This window comes from Ignavibacteriota bacterium, from assembly GCA_016707525.1.
Classification (GTDB): domain Bacteria; phylum Bacteroidota; class Ignavibacteria; order UBA10030; family UBA6906; genus JAGDMK01.
Genome location: JADJHP010000003.1, coordinates 1 through 20,317 on the forward strand (window position 1 = coordinate 1; position 20,317 = coordinate 20,317).

Genomic DNA, 20,317 nt, shown 5'->3' on the forward strand with positions numbered 1-20,317 from the left:
GTCGCCCCCGCTCTGCAAGCAACGCAAGGAACTTTGATGCCGCGGGATGAGCGGCGATGCCTGCCACCGGCTCGACATCCATGCGGACCTCCAGCGTTCTCACCCTGGCTGCGTACGCCGACCGGATCGCATCCTGCAGTTCAACAACGGCATGTTCATCGTCCACGATGCCCGTGAGAATGATGGTGACCATATCGGTCGGCGACCATTCCCCTGCGATGCGATCGATGTCCGCTGTGCGGCCGTCCAGGCGACGGCACACCGGTATTCGCGGTATTCTCCGGCTGATGGGGGGCGATCCTGCGCATCGTTGCCGCCTGAGCACCAGGTCTCCACCAGGGCACGCCCCGTGGCCTGCGTTCCCCTTTCCTCCAGACGCGTGCGGAGCCGGGATGCGATCATGATCCCGCCCTCGCGCTTGTCGCGCGCTCCGTGAAGATGTCCGAGAGCTGCGCTAGCTCACTCAAGCGCGCGAACATCGGAGGGGTCGATGAGTGCATTGTCTTCTTCCTCCGGGGTATCGCCAGTGAACGCCATGCCGGCAACGGTCCCGTGCATGACCGCGACCCGTGAAGGTGCAACGCGCGGTGGGAGCTGCAATGAAGAGGATCCAGATATCCCGGGCGGAAGTGGAAGAGAACGAATTCCGTATCCGCGAGCGTGATGATCTCGAACGGCAGCACGCTCGCGAGGCGCACGCGTGCCCCGAAGCTCAGGGCATTGAGGGTGTTCGCACCGCGCCCCAGCTCTTCGTGGTTGCCGGGGAGGACGAGCACATCCATCCCGGCCGGCAGACCATCGGCCCAGCGCGCAAGATCACCCCGGAGCTGATAGGCATCGGTAAAAGTATCGAACACATCGCCTGCGAAAACGATCGCCGCGGCTTGTTCGCGGATGGCAATGGAACCGATCTCTGCGAGGACGGCCAGCGAGTACTCTTTCGCTTCGACCGCGAGATGGAGGTCTGCAGTATGGATGAAACGCACGGGAGAACCCCTGCTTTGATATCACTGGATGGAAGCCACAGACCGGCCCGGGAGGGCCGTTGCTCAGGCATACAGGTGGTAATATAATGACTTCCGGCGAGAGTATCCGTCTCATCGGGTGATACAATTTCGGGGCGACTCGGTGCGCGATGCCACGGGCGTAGGGGCGCGGGATGACGGCATCTACGCAGCAGGGGCGCAGCTTGCTGCCCCTACATCCATCACGGGGTCGTGGCCTTCCCCTGCATCCATCACGGGGTCATCGGCCATCCCCCCCTACGTCCATCACGGAAACGTGGACCATTGCGCCGACTCGCTTTGCCATGAGAGGCCGGTTCACCACATCCCGTCCTGCACCGTGGACTTGTCGGCAGGGATCTTGACGATCACGCTGTCCGGGGTCTCCACGCTCGCATCGTCCTGCTGATGCTTGAATCCGTGCGCATCATCGATCGCTTTCACGCCCTTCACCCCCATCAGTTCATCCGGGGCGCCAATATCCCCTTCCCTCTCATCATAGGTGCGAACCACGGCAGTCCGTGTTCAGCATACTCCCTGGCGGTCACCGGGGTCGCCGGCGGTTGCTCTCCCGTGATCTGACGGTACATCATGCTGTTCACGATATGCACGTACACCCGCCCGGAATTCCCCTCATCCCATGTATCGATGCCATAGCTGTCCGGATAGATCTTCTGGGTCAGTTTGCCCCCGGCGGCGATCCCCATCTCGGCGTTCGCATGCGGCGCAGACATGCAGCACGCCATCTCCCTCGTGTACATCCGACGTACCGGCTCCGAGTCCGGGAACCTCCCCGGCCTGGGATCGTAGGCGATGATCTGGATCCCGCCGAATTCCTCCTCGCCCGTGATCTGGCCTTCCACGTGTATCCCATCCCGAGCGGCATGGCAACGAACTGGCGGACGATCCCTTTCCCGGCATTGATGCCATCCAGCCACGGCTGATCGGGAACGACGAGATAATCCTCCTTCCGTCGTTCAAGTTTCTCATTCCACGGCTTGCCCGATATCGCGTTGATCTTCCCGATCCCGATCTTCACCGCGTTCGGGCGCCAGTCCGCTCCGCCGAACGACATCCAGAGCGCTTCCCGCTGGTACATGGGAATGAACACGCCGCCATGTTCGCGCCACGAAGCGGGAACGCGGTGGCGTAGTCCGCACACGCCGGACCGGAAAGCTGCCGAGGCCAGGTGGAAGCGGATACGTTCGTCCATCTTCGGGAATACGGAGTGTGCGCTGAAAGGAAACCGAGAAATGCCGCCCGATGCGGATGCTGTCGTGATCGACCTTGACCTGTAACATGAAGACCCTCCGTGTGTGTGTGAGACTGCTTCTCTGTCTCATACTACACGGAGGGTCAATCTGGCGTGCTATGCCAGTGATCTCAATAGCGCAAGAGAATCGCCGGGCAGGCCCGAGCAGAAGCGTGTGAATGCATCTTCCATTGCAGCAAATGCGGCAAGCGTACGCAACTCGGCGCCTACGGACTCCGGCGCAGGGGCTGATGCGGAAGGCGCGTACGGTGGACGCAGTTCGTTGATCTCGAGACACATCTGCGAACTTTCGTCCACGCTGAGCTCGCGGGGTGCCGACATCTTTGCCACGGTAAGTCTCGCGTCCCCATCCCTCTTCGTCGCCTTCCGACTTGCTTTGCGCTGGATCTTCCGGAACAGATCCCACCCCTTCGCCGGAGACAGCCCCATCCTCCGCGCGGCTTCGGACACTGCACGAGTGTCCATCTCGTCCAGCACGGACTGCAGAACGAGCAGGAATTCCTTCTCTTCCGACGATAGTTCAGCCATGATCCCTTTGAGCTGCGCCTGCTGGTGCGTGATATCATCACGTGCATCCGGACGCGCCGGGTCCTCCATACCGTCGGCACCCTCAAGAGGATCCAATGGCTTCCGGTCGCGCCAGTAATTCTTCACCCGGTTCTCCAGCGATGTCTGGGCCAGGGCTGCAAAACTCCCCCGCGATGCATCGAAATGCCGCAGGGCGGCTTCCACAGACGACCCGACAAGGTCCTGGGCATCCGTGAGGACGATCCCCCGGCGGAGACAATACCGCATCAGCTCATCGAAGAGCTCTTTGAACCTTTCGATCTGACCCTCGGACATATTGCCCTTTATCCTGTCGGGGGGGGGGGGGGGCCGGGGGGGGGGGGGGGGCCCCGGGGGGGGGGGGGGGGGGCGGGGGGGGCCGGCCGGGGGGGGGGGGGGGGGGGGGGGGGGGGGGGGGGGGGGGGGGGGGGGGGGGGGGGGGGGGCCGCGGCGTCGGCTCCGGTTCACACGGAAGATAGTGGATTTTGGCATTGCACCCAACTCTCTTCAATACCTCGTCGTATCTCCTTTCCTTGCTTCTCCGATTCTCTTTCCCTAGGTTATTGGTCACCCAGGCGGCATCATATCCTGCCGCACGTCACACGACCCTTCCCCGTGAGGTGTATTCCGTTATGCCGATCGCACGCAATACGTCAGCGCTCCTGCTCATCGCCTTCGTTCTGTCCCGGGCGGGTGCCGTGGCAGGCAATTCGACTCATCCAGCACTCGCCCTCGTCGAGCAGGGGAAGCCGACCTCGGTCATCGTTATCCCGACAGCCCCCTCGCCCCACGAGCTCAAGGCGGCCACGGAACTCCAGTCGTACATAAAGAAGATGTCCGGTGCACTCCTGCCGGTCGTCGCCGATGCCGCACCCGAGCGCACCAACGAGATCCTCCTCGGCCACACCAAACGCTCCGCCCGCCTCCTCCCCGGCCTCAACGCCTCCCGGCTCGAAGAGGATGGCTTCCGGATGGCGGTGCGCGGTTCGAAGCTCATCATCTACGGCGGCTCCCGGAAAGGAACGCTCTATGGCGTCTACACCCTGCTCGAAGATCTCCTCGGATGCAGGATGTACAGCCCGGCGGTCACGATCGTGCCGGAACGTGCCACCATCACGGTCCCGCCCATGGATACCACGATCGTCCCGTTCTTCCGGTTCCGGCAGGTCCACTACCTGAACGGGTTCGACCGGGCCTACAGCGATTGGCACAAACTCCACTCGGGCGACGACCAGCGCGAGGAATGGGGCATGTGGGTCCATACCTTCGAACCCCTCGTCCCCTCCACCCTGCACTTCGCAACGCATCCGGAGTATTTCACACTCCAGGGCGGACGGCGCCTCGCCACCGCACAGCTCTGCCTGTCGAATCCCGATGTCTTCAACGTCCTGACCACCGCCCTGCGTGAACGGATGGCCCGCCAGCCCCTCGCTCACACGTGGTCGGTATCCCAGAACGACAATCTGAATGAGTGCCGGTGCGACAGCTGCACGGCGCTCAACGCACGCTACGGCGGCAGCTCGGGCACGATGGTCGCGTTCGTGAACCGTGTGGCCCGCGCATTCCCGGACCATACCATCTCCACGCTCGCCTACAATTATACACGCAGCGCGCCGACGAACATCCGTCCGGATCCGAACGTGAACATCATGCTCTGCTCCATCGAATGCAACAGGAGCAAGCCCATCGGCACCGATCCGGAGAACGCATCCTTCAAGAAGGACATCGAAGATTGGGGGAAACTCACCGGCAACATCATGATGTGGGATTACGTCGTGCAGTTCCGGAACCTGCTCGACCCGTTTCCCAACCTCCGCGTCCTCCAGCCGAACATCCAGCTCTTTGCGAAGAACAACATCCGTCAGATGTTCCAGCAGGGCGCCGGACACAACGTGGCGGAATTCAGCGACCTGCGTACGTATCTCATCGCCAAGCTGCTCTGGAACCCGGACTGTGACATCAATGCCGTGCTGAATGATTTCCTTGCCGGGTATTACGGCCCCGCGGCACCGCACATCCGCCGGTACATCGACACAATGCATGATGCGCTCGAACGCTCGGGCAAGGGGCTGGGTATCTACGGCTATCCGTTCGACGCGATCAACTCCTACCTGACCCCGGAACTGCTCCGCACCTACTCCACCCAATTCGACGACGCTGAAGCGGCGGTGAAGGAGACGCCCGCCTACCTCGAACGCGTGCGCATCGCGCGCCTGCCGGTGGAGTTCGCGATCCTCGACATCTCGCTCCATGATGCCTCTCCGGAGCTCTCCTACTTCGACCGGAAGGATGGTACGATCGTGCCACGGGCCGCGATGCGTGAACGGCTGGAACGATTCGTCCTGCTGGCGAACCATGCGGGCATCCGGCGCCTCGACGAGATGGGGCGCCCGCCGGATGAGTACCGTCAGGCGGTCGAAGCGCATATGCGTGTCAGTGTCGATGGCAACCTTGCCTACGGCAAGCCCGTGACGCTCCTGACGAAGCACAGCGAGAAGTACCCCGTGGGCGGGGCACGTGCGCTGACGGACGGCATTCATGGCGCAGGCGACTATCACTGCAACTGGCTGGGGTTCGAGGCCGAACATGTGGAGGCCGTGATCGACCTCGGGGCACCGACAACCTTCTCCTCGGTGGCCACGACGTTCTATCAGGAGATCTATTCGTGGACCTGGTTGACGCACAACGTGTCCATCGCCGTGTCCAACGACGGCAAAGAGTATACTCCCGCCGGAAGCATCACCTGCGTTGTCCCCGAAACCGAAGGCGGCGTTGTCCGGAAGGAATTCCGGATCGAGGGCCCACCGCGCACGGGACGGTACATCCGGCTGACCGCCCCATCACGCCTCACCTGCCCCGGGTGGCACATCGGTGCAGGAAAGCCCTGCTGGCTCTTCATTGACGAGATCGTCGTTCGTTGAAAGGACAACCCATGCTTCGTGTTCGTATCCGTTTCCTCGCCCTGTCTCTCGTCGTCTGCACCTCGTTTGCCCTGTCGCATGCGGGCAGCGCAGACCCGCTCCCCGGTTATGCATCCACGGTGTCGGGTGCCACGATCACCTACCCGTCACCCGTCTCTACGATGCGCAATGCGCTCATCGCCCGTGCGACCGACGGGCTGAGTCCCATTGTCTGGAAGACCGGACCAGCGCCTGCAGGGGGCGTGACATTCATCTGGCTGGCAGGATTCGGCTGCAACCTCGGGTCACAGACATTCACGCTCGCCGTGAACGGCAAGGATGCCGCCAACTTCACCACCGCGCCCACGGAAGGATGGCACACCGAGGGCCCGGGCGGGATCCGTCTGGAGTTCAGCCTGGTGCTCGTCGACCGGAACAAGGACCGTTTTGGTCTGATGCGCCTCACCCTTCCCGCCGGTTCGTATGAACCGGGCAAGCCGGTTGAATGCCGCATCACCGGCGAAGCCGCCAAAGAGCACCGCATGGGTGATGACGTTCACGCACCCGGTCGCCAACGGCGTCACTGTCGAGAGCCTCCCCATCCTGAAGAAGAGCAACGGCAAGGTGATGCAGCCTCTGGATCTCGAGATCCTGAACATCGGTGCTGCCACGGAAGGCACGATACGGATCGACGACAAAGCGGCGGAGAGGATCCCGATCCCGTTCGGGGTGACCCGCCACCCTGTGCTGATCACGCCCGTCGCCTCACCCACACCCATGACCGTGACGCTCGGCATGGGGAACACAACGAGTACCGCACACGTCACCGTGAACCCTGTCCGCCGCTGGACCATGTACCTGGTGCAGCATTCGCACACGGATATCGGCTACACCCGTCCGCAGACGGAGATCCTTGCCGAACATCTCCGGTACATCGATTTTGCGCTGGACCTGTGCGATCAGACCGACGGATATCCGGATGATGCACAGTTCCGGTGGACGTGCGAGACGTCGTGGGCGGTGCGTGAGTATCTGAAGTCGCGTCCGGCATCGCAGATCGCACGATTGAAGAGGCGCATCACCGAAAGGCGCATCGAGGTCACGGGCATGCTTCTGAATTGGGCGGAGGTCGCCGATGAGAATGCCCTCGTCCACTCGCTCGAACCCATCGCCATGATGAAGGTACAGGGACTGCCGGTGCGCACCGCGATGCAGGATGATGTGAACGGCTACGCGTGGTGCCTTGTGGACTATTTCCAGGACCTCGGCATCCGGTACGTCACCTCGGGGATCAACGTTGCCCGGGCACTCAGACCGTTCGACGTCCCGACGCCCTTCTGGTGGGAGTCACCTTCCGGCAAACGCGTCCTGGCCTACCGGGCCGACCACTACATGACCGGGAACTTCCAGAACGTCCACACGACGAACTTCGACCTGATCCAGCGCGAGCTGCCGCTGTATCTGCAGAAGCTCGAAGCAGACGGCTATCCGTACGATCGCGTGAATATGCAGTACAGCGGCTACTTCACGGACAACTCGCCACCGTCCACATTCTCGAGCGACAATATCCGCCGATGGAATGAGATGTACGAAGCTCCGAAGCTCCGCAGCGCGACGGTCCATGAGTTCCTGGAATGGGTCGAAAAGGAACATGGCCCAACGCTCCCCGTGTACCGCGTGGCCTGGCCGGATTGGTGGACGGACGGATACGGCAGCGCGATGCGCGAGACCGGAGCGAACCGCCTGACCGCGACCGATCTGATCGCCAACCAGGGACTGCTGGCAATGGCGCAGGACTTCGGCGCCGTGCTCCCGCCAGCGCTGCATGAGCAGGTGCGGAACGTCTCGGACCATCTTCATTTCTACAACGAACATACGTTCGGGTCGGCGGAGAGCATCTCTGATCCGATGGCGGACAACACGCAGACCCAATGGGCAGAGAAATCTTCATACGCGTGGCAGGGAGTGATGCAGTCGCGGCTGCTGCGTGAAGGTGCCATGGGGCAGGTGCAGCCGTATCTCACCGGGTCCACCGTGCCGTCGATCGTCGTGTTCAACACGCTCAACTGGCAGCGGTCCGGACTCCATGAGATCTACATCGATGAGCAGGTCCTCCCCAGGGAAAAGTCGTTCCGCCTTGTTGACGACCGGGGAGAAGAGATCGCCGCACAGATCACGCGATCGCGCCCTGAAGGCAACTACTGGGCGATCTGGCTGAACGATGTCCCGCCGCTCGGATACCGCACCATCCGGATCATCAGCGGCACGGACGACCGGCCGGCAGACCGTCCGTTCGATCCACCCGACACCATCCAGAATGCCCACTACCGGACCGTCATCGACAGAAGGACGGGGGGCATCACGAGCCTCTTCGACCGTGAACTCGGTCAGGAGCTGATCGACCCGGCACGCGCGTGGCAGCTCGGGCAACTCATTTATGAACAGCTCACGAGCCGGAGCAGCATCGAAGAGCTCCGGCTTGGCGGGCACACCCGCACAGCCATGCACGCCATCACGATAGAGCCCGGCATCGACGGCCCGCTCTGGCAGAGCTTCACCGTGAAGGGGATCAGCAACGGATTCGTGGATTCGATACGGGTCGCGTGCGAATTCCGGCTCTTCAAGAATACGAAGCGACTCGACCTCATCTGGAAGGGACGCAAATTGGCCATCCATGAACCCGAAGCGGCATACGTCGCATTCCCCTTCGCTCTCCAGGGCGGTAAGCTCGCCTATGAGGCACAGGGAGGGCTGGCCTTCCCCGGTGAGAACCAGCTTCCCGGCACGACCACAGACTGGAACACGGCGCAGACGTTCGCCGCGTTGCGGTCGGACCGCGGTCAGATCGTGCTCGTGAGCGACGAAGTACCGTTGATGCAATTCGGAGGAATCAACACCGGGAGATTTCAGAAGAACGCCAGGCCCGCCAGCGGACAGATCTACTCATGGGTCCTGAACAATTACTGGACGACCAACTTCCGGTCGAGCCAGGAGGGGGAAATGACGTGGAGTTACGCGATCACGTCGGGCAGAGATGCCTCGAATGATGCCGCCACGCGGTTCGGTTGGGGAACACGCGTTCCGTTCGTCTCACGCGTCCTTCCGGCGAGCCCGAAGAAACAGAGCGGAGTGCTGACACGCTCGGCGTGGCCATTCCTGCCGGCATCCGTGCTCATGGTCAGCGCACGGCCGGTGCAGGGCGGCGTACTCTATCACCTTCGGGAGACGGAGGGGCGAGTGACAACCTTGCGCCTCACACCGGACCGTACGAGCATGAAGGCACAGGAGGCGGACGCGCTGGGCACGCCGCTGCGCGCGGTCGCATCCGTATCACTCAAACCGTACGAAGTGAAGTTCGTCCTGGTGGGCAAGTAGGTGGGAGCATGGTCTCTCGCAAAGGCACGAAGACAGACAAGATAACGCACAGCACGGCAGACCGCGCCTTTGCGCCTTCGCGAGAGACGAACATGATGTGAACTACGGCGCCTTGTACAGCCCGGCCACGGAAAGGGTCGGGCTGGTGCGGGAGGCTTCGATCACGACGCGCACTTTGTGCGCCGTGACGGCGGGGAACCGCAACAAGCGCTTGTATCCGACCGTCGTCCCCCGCGTGATCTCCTTCCACGTACCGCCCTGCCACGCATCGAGACGGAATTTTTCGATCCTCTGTCCGACCGTGATGCACTCCTGCAGAAGCAGAACATCGAAGGTCCGTTCATCCGTGAACGTGAATTCGATCGACGGTGTCGCGCTGCCCGCGGCAGGCATCCAGTAGGTCTCGTACTCCTTGTCGATGACGTTCTTTGCCTCGCGTCCCCTCCCCGCGCCCGGGGCCTTCACCCTGGCATTCTCCAGGAGGTTCACCGCGAACATGCTATCCAGGATGGCGCGCATCCCCATCAGGCTCTTCACGTCATTGATATGGATCAATCCACGCCGATCGGGAGCGAGATTCAGGAGCCACACACCGTTCCGTCCGACGGAACTGAAATACGTATCGACGAGCTGCTGTGGTGTCTTGACCAGCGAATCCTCTTTCGGATGATAGAACCATCCGGGGCGGATCGAGCAGTTCGTTTCGGCCGGGTACCACACGAGGGTCTTCGCGTTGCGGATCTTCTCCCTGCTGCCGAGATCGTCAAGGGTCAGGTCATGAGGATTGAACCCCGCATCCACAGGGTTCTGCTGTGAGCCCGCTGCGATGGATGCCACATCCTGGGTGACATCCGGAACCACGCTCCACTCGGTCTCCCGCCCAACACCGCTTTCCGTGCCGACCCACCGGACATCGGGACCCATGATGGCAATGACAGCACCCGGCGCGAGTTCGCGCACGGTCTGGTAGTACCGCTGCCAGTCATATTCCTGGCGCTTGCCATTCGGCCCCTCACCGCACGCGCCATCGAACCACACCTCTTCGATCGGGGCGTACTTCTGGAGAACCTCGCGAAGCTGGTTGACGAAGTGGGTGTTGTACACCGGGGAGTTGCCATAGGCGGGCTCATGCCTGTCCCAGGGCGACAGATAGACGCCCATCTTGATCCCGAATTCCCGGCACGCGGCAGCGAGATCCGCGAGGACATCGCCTCCGCCCCCCCGCCAGGGGGAGGATTTCACAGTATGCTTGGTGAGCTTCGAGGGCCACATGCAGAAGCCATCGTGGTGTTTCGCGACGACGATGAGCATCTTCATTCCCGCATCGCGCGCGACCCGCGCCCACTGGCGCGCATCCAGAGGTAGGGGTTGAAGATGTCGGGACTTTCCTTTCCATCGCCCCACTCGCGGTCCGTGAACGTGTTCACCCCGAAGTGGATGAACCCGATGAACTCGCGCCGCTGCCATGCGAGCTGGCGTGGCGATGGCACGACGTTGGCCGCTTTGGTGACGACGCTCTTCATGGACTCGCCGGGCTTGATCACCGCAACGTTGCCGGGTTTTGAGGGTTGTGCGATCAACGGCTGTACAACAAGAACGCACATCAGAACAAACGACAGGAACGCAAGGTCCCTTTTTCTTGACGCCTGTACACTTCGTGCATCCACGGTGCTGTTCCCTCCAAATGTCCGATTCATGTTCACCCTGCTTCCTCTGATTGATCCACACCTTCTTCCGGTCTCATTGTCGACCTCGTTGCCTTCTGCCTCCTCTCTGCTCTGCTCTGCTCTCTCTGCTCTGGCCTGCTCTCACTTCACAACGACCTCATCACAGAACAACCACGCTTTTCCCTTGTACTCGTGTCCGACGTGCCAGGGCGGGCACATACCCACGTTCTTCGCATGGACCCGGACGAAAGCGGCCATCCGCTTCGGAAACGAGGCCGTGTACTCCACGGAGAAGACGCCGTCCTTTCGATCATGCTCATTCACGACCCGCACCTCACCCACCGGATCGAACCGTGCCCCGTCAACGGAAACGGAGATCGCAACATATTCCGGCAGAAGGATCCAGGAGCGGATATCCTGCAACATGGATGCCGTAACGGAACCTATCTCCCGGGCACCGCCGAGGTTCAGTATCACGTCCATGTCGTGGAACTCAAACCCCTGGAAGGATCCATCCGCGTACGAACTCCCACGCTTGCCATCGACAAGGTTCAGGGCACCTTGTCCGGGCCACTTCTCGCTGAAGGGCTGGAGGTACTGCGGAGGCGGAAAGAGCGCCCGGCGGTAGGTCGCCTCTCCTGTTACGAACGGCGTCGATGTTCCGGGAAGGAACAGCGCAGCGCGAACCTGCAACGGCTCCCGCAGCACGAACGGCCCGGTGTAAGGCGTCGACCCCGCGGTAGGAACCGTGCCATCCAGCGTGTAGGTGATCCTGCTGCCATCATCCAGCACCGGACGAATATCCACCAGGGCACTATCAAAGAAGAACGTGCTTCCCGCAAAGGTGATCCGGTCGGTACTCGCCTGCGCACCCACCTCATCCGAGGGTTCTCCCTCCTGCCCGGCTTCGTCCACGGCACAGACCCTATAATAGTAACGGCGGTTCGGTCGGGCAGACTCGTCGGGAGAGACGATCATCGAATAATCCCGCAGGGCACGGGTGACCTTTGCGAACCCATGCGGGATCACGTGCTCGTACGTCCTCGTTGCATCGAGCTCGGTTAAGAGCGCAGCCGGCACCGCCTTCACGCCCGGGGTCTCCGAACGGTAGACCCGGTAGCGCGTCACATCGGATTCCGGATTCGTGTAGAAGATGAGGCAGGTGTATGTGAACGGCGTCACCGGGCTGACGGCCGTGGCAGACAGGCCCAGCACTTTCTGAGGCGGAGTATTGCGTTCCGCGCTTGCCATGGTCTTCACGTGCAACGGCACCGACGCCGGCCCCTCAACATTGTCGCGCCCCACCGCGGCAACCCGGTAATAGTAGTCTGTGGAAGGTTCGACCCGGCCATCCAACCATCCGCCATGGCTGAGCACAGGGCGATCGGCGAAGGACGCAGCCACGGATGTCCCGATGCAATTGATCGGTCCAGGAGTGAACCCGCGTGCCGACCCACGATAGACCCTGTAGAACGCAGGTGACGGTCCCGTGGGAGCTGACCAGGATACGCGTACTTCTCGATCCGAGACAGAAGCCCCGCGAGATCCGGCGACCGCCAGAGGGGCCGGTCCCGCAGCCGGAATGACCCTGATGGTCTTCACGCCGAAGGGGTTGATGGTGAACCGCAGGCCGTTCTTCCCCTCGATCGTGACAGGAACACCCCTGTCCACCTCCACAAGGTTGGTCTCCACGGCCCGGTCGATACGGTCGAAAAGCCCGGCATGCACATGCACCCCGGTGGTGGCCCCTTCGATCTCAGCAAAGCGGAGAATGAAGCCGGCGCCGTTCGCCTCTGACGGCTTCAGCGCGGTGCACACCACATTCGGTGGATCGACAGTAAGGAATGCATGGCGTGTCCCGGGCAGGGGCCCGCGTTGGGGACGATCAATGATGAACGACGTGAACGGATGCGCGCGTTCCCATCCGAACCGCGGTGCACCACCCGCACGCCAGTCGCGGTCATGCACACGGATACTCCAATGGAATGAGACGGGACCGGGCTGCGAGAGAGGGATGTTCGTGAAGAACATGTTGTTCATCAGATAGAGGGCAACATGGCTCTTCTCCGGCTTTCTGAGGATCGACTCCATGTCATTGGGGAAGTTCCAGAGCGCCGGCCTGGGGCGGCCATATTGTACGAGTGGTGCATCCGTTGATGACACCGTCACGCCGAATCGATCGTTGGAGAGATCGGTGAAATGCTGTACGGCATAGAAGTTCGTGGTCGAGCCGGAGGATTGCTCCACGGCAGGCTCCACCACCCCGCCGGCGAGTTCATGGTGCACACTGAAACCGGGGACCTGGGGGATGCGTGACGATGCATCTTCGAGCCGCTGGTAGACGTATTCGTTCATGCGAAAGGGTGCCGTGCGGTCAACAACATCCATTCCACGCTTCTTGTCAACGATGCCAGCGATCGCGCCTGTGGTGGTATCGAACACGATCCGATAGAACTCATTCTCCAGGACGTGGCCGTCAGCCCGTGGCGACGCCGGTTCCCTCGCGGACGCGGTGCCGCGGACGAGGCGGAAGGTGCGATACCCGATACCCGGCACATCGCTCGCGCGAAACAGCAGCGTGCCATCCGGCATACGCTGGGAAGGCACCGCGGATCCGGTGATATTGTCCACCACGCTCCACTGCGCCCCGGCGGGCATATCCAGTTTCACCATATCGGTCCGGGTCCAACTCAGGGGGTTGAAGACCACGATCGTACGGTCGTATGGTGCGGCAATGAGTGACCGCAGAGAAGTGATGCCGTGATCGCGGGCCCGATCCGCGAACTCCCGCCCCTCTCCCACCAGGCGCTTGTGCATCACCTGCTCGGCTTCATAGTAGTTCGCATTGGCGGCCTTCCGGTCCTTCAGGAGCGGGATCGGGAGAACATCTTCCTCGCTGAACGCCCCATTGGTGTGCTCATGGTACGAGAGGAGCTTGTGATACCCCTCCCAGAGCTCCTGCCACGGATACCCTTTGCCTCCGGAAGCGAAGGCCACGGTGGCAAGCTTCTCGGCCGTCGGGAGGTCGAAATTCAGCCGGCGCGCATCACCCAGGAGCCGCGCATCGGCCCCGTCCTGATCGGCCCATGCATTCGGTGCATCCTTGTCGAACACCGGGATCCTCGCCGTATCTGCCTGGGCGCGGATATCGTCAAAGAACATCGTGAAGGTGCCGGACACCAACACCGGATTGGCATACTGCCGGTTCCACGCCCTGATACCTTCCACATTCTCAAAATGCGGTACACTGAAGTCGTAGCTGTCCTCTGCCGCAAGGCAGCGATAGGTCCATGAGCTGTCGGCATCATACTTCATGGTCAGTTTGGCCAACTCCGCAACATCGTACTTCGTCAGGCGGTCGGGCGAGTAGTACGGAAAACTTCTGAAGAGCGGCATCGCCTGATCCCCATCGGCGGCTTTCCAGTAGAACACGGGGTTGGCGGAGGCCGGAAACAACCCGTTCACCGTTTCATTGTAGCCATGATAAAAATACGGGATGTCCGCTTCTTTCAGGAACAGCGGCAGTCCACGGGAAAGTCCGACAACATCCGTGATGAGTGCGGTCCGGGATGGTGGCACATGCAGAAGGTCGACGATGTGGCGATTCGGTGTATAGAATAACCGCGCCATGAGTTCGTGGCCCATCATCTCGGTGGAGACCGAGTTGTGGAGTCCACCGAGTTCGATGCGGCCTTCCTTCACCCGTCGCGTCAGATCGGCGATCACGCTCTCCGGCTGTGCGCTGATGAACCGGGTCATCGGCTCACTGGTCTCAACGGTCCATCGGAACCTCGCCTCGGGCTCCCAGTCATCGGTACGGCGACAGTACTCCAGTGCCATCTCGATCCCCATTTCGCGCACATCCCGGCGCATGAAATGGTAGTAGTCTGCATAGCCGAGATCGTGATGGGAAACCTGCACGTCGTACACGCGCCATTGTTTGGGAGGTGTGATGTACACGCGTGCGTTCGCGGTGACGGCATCCCCCGACAGCAGCTCGATGCTGATGCTGTCTCCACGGGCTGCAACCGGGATCTCGAGAAAGCGGCGCTCCGTACCAGCGGGCAGATCGCCGAGAGGGAGTGACCGCCGGATCGATGAACCGGGGAGCGCGATGCGGGCGGAAGCGGCTGGCAGAGGGACATCGGAGACCACGTCGAGGGCGAGGATCTGCCGGTGCCCGTCAGCGGTCTTACGGACGACGGATGTGCTGGCGGCCGAGATACGGACCCGCGGGGCCGGATCTCCGGCTTCCGCGGATGGCAGGACAGGCAAAGCCGCTGCGGTCCGAGGATCGGCCCAGAGGCACATCAACACAACTATGGCGGTGGAATTCCTGATACGGAGCATGGCAGCGGTTCCTGGAAGATGGCAGGGTACAGGCGTGTGCAGAGGTAGGATAGCGCATTGCATCTAGAAATTCAAGATTGCAGGTGACTCATAGCAGAAGCAGGCACCCTCCGGAAAACGCATCGGGCCCGGCGAAGGAACTCCGGGCCCTGGAGGATGGGGCACACCACGCGATCACTGATCGTACGCCAGTGACACGGAGGCCGGCGTGATGCCCATGGCGATGCTTCTTTCCCCGCCGGTCTCGAAGACCGGTCCCCCATTCTCCCGCATGAGGACAGGCGGACATGTGCCCCGGAGGGTCAGAGAGTCCGCACGCTCGACGACCAGTTCATAGCATCGCCCGCCGATGACCGCATGTCTGCTGTCGGTGATCTCGGCATCAACGCCGGGTTCGATCAGCTGAACGATGGAAAGCGCCGGTTGCCTGGAGCCATCCGACAACTGCCATGAACCCGCCAGTTGCCAGGGTTCACCCGCGACGAAATAGGCCACCTGCGCTTTGCGCGCCATCAGTGTCAACTCGGTGAGGAGCGTGCACTCTTCCGCGCCAACGGCCTGTTGCACAAGATCCTCCTCATGACCTTCGATGGCTGCATACGCCGAGAAGAAGCCGGGGAGGAGCATCGTCACCGAGCAGATGCCGAAGACAAGGGCAGCCGCGATCACTCCTGCATGAGGAGTGCCGGGTTCACCCGGCCGCCACCGCGCCCGTGCACGGATCCCCCAGACCAGAAGCGTGGGCCCAACAAGGTACAGGACCACCATGGATGTCATCACACCCGTAATGGTCCCCCTCCATACACCGCGGGAGCCGTAGCCGGCGAACGCATGGACCGCTTCTTCCACTTCGATCCATCCGGCCATCACAACGGGATCGGCGATCGGCACGACATCATTCAGCACGGCGCACCATCCGCCCTGGCTCGAATGCCTGTTGATGTACAGCCGCACGGACGCGAATGCGACCATGGCGACGAGCACGTACAGGACGATGCGCACCCAGTGGAGCGGGTCCGCGATCAACGTGCGCAGATCAATTCTCAATTTCATAGTTCATCCCCCTGGAAGAGAGACACAGGCGCGACTGAAGAAATCCCGAGGTCCCGTTCACATTTGCGAAGTTGGGGTCTCCCCCTTTCGTCACGAGCGCCACCCCCGTCAGCCACACCGAGCCGTCGGGATTTGGCGAGGCGAAGATCGTGATCCGTTCTGACGGGCTCTCCAACCGGACCACCTCCGCCGTCCAATCACGGTTGTCCCATGCGGCCTTGAAGACCTCGCCCACCGGGCGTTTATGGCGCTGGCTCTGCTGCTGGAACGAAACGAAGGCGGGCGAGGCAGCATCGAACAGGCTGGTCATGAGGATGCCGCGGTCGATCACTTCGCCCGAGATGACCATCTGGTCGGCTTGCCAGCGTGTGCGGGAGCTCAGGACCATGAACTCTGCGGAGATGCCGCTCAGGAAGACCACGGCCACCAGGATCACCGCCGCGCGGCAGCGAAGGCTGGCCGTTGTGCACGTGGCGTGAACCGCCAACCCTGTCATGTAGAGCAGCGCGGGAATGCCTCCGGCGAACGCGGCAGTCCAGATATCGCCGGTGGAGATGTACGTCCCGCTGAACGTCGCGCAGACTGTTACCACGGCAGCGACAAGCCAGATCATTGTGCACCTCCCATGAGGGTCATGATGCGACAGCGCGACAGCCATTTCAGTCTGTTCCCCGGGGACGTTGTCATGGTTCCTCGACCATATGCACAACCAGCGGCGTCACTCCCGCCACCATCGCGATCGTATGGGGCAACCATTCGGGAGGGTCGGGAAGCCGGTCGTTTCCTTCGAACGGAACAGTACCACGTATCGTCAGCGAATCGGCGCGTTCAACGCACAGAGAGAACGTTCTGTTGCCAAGGCATATCGTCATCGTGTCCGCCGGGACCTGCCCCGCCGTGGTATCGAGGAGGTCGCCGATGTGGATCGCGGGAGTTCCGGAACGGTCTCCGGTCAGCCACGAATGCCCTTGACCCCGCTTCGTTCCGGATCGGAAATATCGGATCTGGGCTCTCCTGGCCATGGCATAGAGCTCCGTCTCGAGGCCCTCACACCTCTCCGTGAAGCGGTCATCACGGGAGAGCATGGCAAGTTGCCGGGTGCCGGCGATCGCATACACCGGTTCCGGGAGGACGGCGGCCGCGAGAGCGCCGCCGAATGCCATAGCGAGCGCGATCGACGTTGCACCACCCCTGACCGGAATGCGTTGCCGGTACCGCGAGCGGGCCCGGAGACTCCAGGCCAGCACGGCGGGACCGACGACGTAGGCGAGCAGAAGTGTGACGAGGGCCGTACTCACCTGACCGGACCACATGCCGCGCGTGGAGGTACCCAAGGAGTGCAGCCTTCCCTCCGCCATCTCGATCCCACCGGCGAGCACTGCCGGATATGCCGGAGGCAGTTCATAGTACACGGGGGCGGCAATGTTCCCCCATCCCGCGAGGCGGAGGAGTTTTTCCTGCAGGGGCACCATGATGGCGATGGCGAGCATGATGTACAGCCCGAGGCGGATCGGATGCAAGGGATCCTTCAGGGCAGCGCGAAGATCAATTTTGATTTTCATAGACCATCCCCTCGGGCGTCAGGCGCAGAGTTGCCTGGAGAATGCCCTGGCGTCCGTCTGCATTCCTGTATTCGGGATCGATCCCGCGGCTGAGCCCCCCGACGGCGGTCAGGACTATCGTGGTGTTCCATGCGCTCTTTGCATAGACCTTCACGCCACAGTCAAGACTGTCGAGAAGCACTGCGGGCCCCCGATCGGTGAGCAAGGGATAGTACTCCCCGAACACCTCGGTCATGCTTCTGTTCTCTGGAAATCGCTGGCTGTGGAAGGACGCGAACACGGGTGTCGCGCGATCATACATCGTGGACATCATCGTATGCCGCTCGAACCGATCCCGGTGCTCCATGACCATCTCGTAGTAGTGCCGGGCCACGGAGTGCATCACTCCCCAGTGTCCGGCCACACCGAGGGAGACCACGATAACGGAGAGAAGGATGAGCACGCGCTGACGGCGCGTTCCGGTGTTCCGGGTAGCCCACGCAAGGAGCCCGACAAGGAAGAGGCCGACCGGGACGGCGGCGGCAAACATCGCGTCCCAGATGTTCCCGGAACTCAGATAGGTCGCGACGAACGTTGCCGCGACCGCAAAGACCGAGACTATGAGCCAACCCATCGCATCCCCTCTATGATCTGCAGTGCGAAATATCGCAATCAGCATGCCACGGAAATCTGGCCCGCGCGTGTGTCGGGGGTCACTTTTCCGGATAGAGAGATGGGTATCAGGGGGAGGAATCTACAAACTGCCGGGTGGTGGTGTGAAACGGCACAGGGGCGTCAGGAGATACCAGCATCGCGGTATTGTCTGCAGGGGCGGTGCATGCACCGCCCCTGCAGTCTTCATCCCCCTGGTGTCCGTGATTCGACGCGATCTCTGCGTCGGGATCATCTCACCGCAGACTCTGTTTGAACGTACGCAACGTTGTCGATTCATCGATCACGAGATGTTCGATGCCTGCCATCTCCGCGAAGTCGTCCATATACTCCGTGCCGATCGCCTGACTGAACACCGTATGATGCGCGCCGCCGGCATAGATCCATGCGGCCGCAGCGGTCTTGAGATCCGGCTGCGGGATCCAGAGCGCACGAGCGACAGGCAACTTCGGGAGGGGCTTCACCGGGCGGACGACCTTCACCGTATTCGTGATCAGGCGGAAGCGGTCACCCATGTCGATCATCGACACATTCATCGCGGGGCCCTCGGGGACATCGAAGACAAGCCGGGGCGGATCCTCTTTGCCGCCGATCCCGAGATGATGCACTTCCAGCGTGGGTTTCCCCGCCGCGATGGAGCAGCACACTTCAAGCATGTGCGCACCGAGGACCTTCTCCCCGCCCGGTTCAAGATGATAGGTATAGTCCTCCATGAACGACGAGCCACCGGTCAATCCTGCGGACATCACCTTCACGGCACGGACCATCGCCGCCGTCTTCCAATCTCCTTCGGCGCCGAATCCGTAGCCGTCCGCCATCAACCGCTGTACGGCGAGGCCGGGGAGCTGGACGAGGCCGCTCAGGTCCTCGAAGGTGGTCGTGAACGCGCTGAACTTCCCTTCCTCCAGGAATGCCCGCATGCCCAATTCGATCCGTGCCGCTTCGATCAGGTTCTGCCGCTTCGCGCCGCCATCCTTCGCTGCCGCAGCGAGCGTATACAGCGACTCATACTCTTTCAGGAGTGCCGTGACCTTCGCATCGGGGACCGCCTTGATGCGTGCCACAAGTTCGCCGATGCCATACCCGTTCACCGAATAGCCGAACTTCGCTTGGGCCTCAACCTTGTCCCCTTCCGTCACCGCCACCTCGCGCATATTGTCACCCCAGCGCGCGATCTTCATCTCGCGCATGTCCGCGTACGCGGCCGCGACACGCATCCAGACGCCGACCTGTGCATGGACCCCGGTATCCAGCCAGTGCCCCACGACGACCTTACGGTTCTTGCGCAGGCGCGTGCAGATGAACCCGAACTCGCGGTCGCCATGCGCCGCCTGATTCAGGTTCATGAAGTCCATGTCGATCGTGTCCCAGGGGATGTCCTGGTTGAACTGCGTGTGAAGATGCAGGAACGGTTTTGCAAGCACGTTCAACCCGGCGATCCACATCTTTGCCGGGGAGAACGTATGCATCCAGAGGATCAGACCGGCGCACGCCGGATCGTTGTTCGCCTCGCGCACCACGTTCAGGATCATGTCGGGCGATGTCACGACCGGTTTGCACTGGATCGTGTACGGGATATCCGTGGACTTGTTCAGTTGATTGACGATGACGCCGGCATTCTCACCGACCTGCTTCAGGGTTTCAGCACCATAGAGGTGCTGACTGCCGGTGATGAACCACACGTTGTACTTCTTGATATCGATCATGGGGACATTCATCCTGGATCATGGCGGAGGACTACTCGGTGGATCCCGACGACAACCGGGATGGTAGGAAATATAGCGTTTTCTTACGGGAATGCAATCGTCGCAGACGCGGGCGCAGGCTTCAAGCCACCGATACTCCTTCGATCCAGGGCGGAGTGATGATTGCATCCAGGTGGCCAGAAGTGGGCACGATCAGGTGCCGGGCAAAGCACGGGGAGTGAATGCACACG

Annotated in this window: 12 protein-coding genes and 2 pseudogenes; 2 read left to right on the forward strand and 12 right to left on the reverse strand. The window is 61.8% G+C overall.

What is annotated here, in order from left to right:
* The 4 genes and pseudogenes from IPI01_06225 to IPI01_06240 form a co-directional block, all read right to left on the reverse strand.
* A partial coding sequence (locus tag IPI01_06225) for a hypothetical protein (protein MBK7257392.1) occupies positions 1–262 on the reverse strand: 262 nt, incomplete at its 3' end.
* A gap of 136 nt (positions 263–398) precedes the next feature.
* Positions 399–986 carry a metallophosphoesterase gene (locus IPI01_06230; protein ID MBK7257393.1) on the reverse strand — a complete coding sequence of 196 codons (588 nt, stop codon included), beginning with the start codon at positions 984–986 and terminating at the stop codon, positions 399–401.
* A gap of 336 nt (positions 987–1,322) precedes the next feature.
* A pseudogene (locus tag IPI01_06235) lies at positions 1,323–2,305 on the reverse strand (hypothetical protein).
* Positions 2,306–2,373: 68 nt separating this feature from the next.
* A complete protein-coding gene (locus IPI01_06240) occupies positions 2,374–3,120 on the reverse strand; it encodes a hypothetical protein (GenBank protein ID MBK7257394.1) in 747 nt (248 codons plus the stop codon).
* 335 nt (positions 3,121–3,455) lie between these two features.
* Here IPI01_06240 and IPI01_06245 point away from each other — a divergent pair, with 335 nt between their 5' ends.
* Positions 3,456–5,744 (forward strand): DUF4838 domain-containing protein, encoded by a 2,289-nt coding sequence (locus IPI01_06245; GenBank protein MBK7257395.1) that lies wholly within the window; start codon positions 3,456–3,458, stop codon positions 5,742–5,744.
* A 284-nt stretch (positions 5,745–6,028) separates the two neighbouring features.
* Here IPI01_06245 and IPI01_06250 read toward each other — a convergent pair whose 3' ends face one another.
* Entirely contained in the window at positions 6,029–6,283 is a 255-nt protein-coding gene (locus IPI01_06250; protein ID MBK7257396.1) for a hypothetical protein, read from the reverse strand.
* Here IPI01_06250 and IPI01_06255 point away from each other — a divergent pair.
* A complete protein-coding gene (locus IPI01_06255) occupies positions 6,273–9,098 on the forward strand; it encodes a glycosyl hydrolase family 38 (protein MBK7257397.1) in 2,826 nt (941 codons plus the stop codon). The genes IPI01_06250 and IPI01_06255 overlap by 11 nt on opposite strands.
* 102 nt (positions 9,099–9,200) lie before the next feature.
* Here IPI01_06255 and IPI01_06260 read toward each other — a convergent pair.
* The 7 genes and pseudogenes from IPI01_06260 to araA form a co-directional block, all read right to left on the reverse strand.
* Positions 9,201–10,621: pseudogene (locus tag IPI01_06260) on the reverse strand (alpha-L-fucosidase).
* 285 nt (positions 10,622–10,906) lie between these two features.
* Complete coding sequence (locus IPI01_06265; GenBank protein MBK7257398.1) at positions 10,907–15,115, reverse strand: chitobiase/beta-hexosaminidase C-terminal domain-containing protein; 4,209 nt, start codon at positions 15,113–15,115, stop codon at positions 10,907–10,909.
* A gap of 174 nt (positions 15,116–15,289) precedes the next feature.
* Complete coding sequence (locus IPI01_06270) at positions 15,290–16,168, reverse strand: hypothetical protein (GenBank protein MBK7257399.1); 879 nt, start codon at positions 16,166–16,168, stop codon at positions 15,290–15,292.
* Positions 16,152–16,781 carry a hypothetical protein gene (locus IPI01_06275; GenBank protein MBK7257400.1) on the reverse strand — a complete coding sequence of 210 codons (630 nt, stop codon included), beginning with the start codon at positions 16,779–16,781 and terminating at the stop codon, positions 16,152–16,154. Before IPI01_06275 ends, IPI01_06270 begins: the two co-directional genes overlap by 17 nt.
* Positions 16,782–16,851: 70 nt before the next feature.
* Positions 16,852–17,730: a hypothetical protein gene (locus IPI01_06280; GenBank protein ID MBK7257401.1), complete on the reverse strand. Its 879-nt coding sequence runs from the start codon at positions 17,728–17,730 to the stop codon at positions 16,852–16,854.
* Positions 17,714–18,343, reverse strand: coding sequence for a hypothetical protein (locus tag IPI01_06285; GenBank protein ID MBK7257402.1), 630 nt, complete (start codon positions 18,341–18,343; stop codon positions 17,714–17,716). The genes IPI01_06280 and IPI01_06285 overlap by 17 nt, the downstream gene beginning before the upstream one ends.
* A gap of 274 nt (positions 18,344–18,617) precedes the next feature.
* Positions 18,618–20,087, reverse strand: a complete 1,470-nt coding sequence (gene araA / locus IPI01_06290) for an L-arabinose isomerase (GenBank protein MBK7257403.1) — start codon at positions 20,085–20,087, stop codon at positions 18,618–18,620.
* Positions 20,088–20,317 lie beyond the last annotated feature (230 nt).

Coding starts and splice junctions, on each gene's coding strand:
- IPI01_06240 (MBK7257394.1), bottom strand. CDS start 3,120: ATGTCCGAGGGTCAGATCGAAAGGTTCAAAGAGCTCTTCGATGAGCTG.
- IPI01_06245 (MBK7257395.1), top strand. CDS start 3,456: ATGCCGATCGCACGCAATACGTCAGCGCTCCTGCTCATCGCCTTCGTT.
- IPI01_06255 (MBK7257397.1), top strand. CDS start 6,273: ATGACGTTCACGCACCCGGTCGCCAACGGCGTCACTGTCGAGAGCCTC.
- IPI01_06265 (MBK7257398.1), bottom strand. CDS start 15,115: ATGCTCCGTATCAGGAATTCCACCGCCATAGTTGTGTTGATGTGCCTC.
- IPI01_06270 (MBK7257399.1), bottom strand. CDS start 16,168: ATGAAATTGAGAATTGATCTGCGCACGTTGATCGCGGACCCGCTCCAC.
- IPI01_06275 (MBK7257400.1), bottom strand. CDS start 16,781: ATGATCTGGCTTGTCGCTGCCGTGGTAACAGTCTGCGCGACGTTCAGC.
- IPI01_06280 (MBK7257401.1), bottom strand. CDS start 17,730: ATGAAAATCAAAATTGATCTTCGCGCTGCCCTGAAGGATCCCTTGCAT.
- IPI01_06285 (MBK7257402.1), bottom strand. CDS start 18,343: ATGGGTTGGCTCATAGTCTCGGTCTTTGCGGTCGCGGCAACGTTCGTC.
- araA (MBK7257403.1), bottom strand. CDS start 20,087: ATGATCGATATCAAGAAGTACAACGTGTGGTTCATCACCGGCAGTCAG.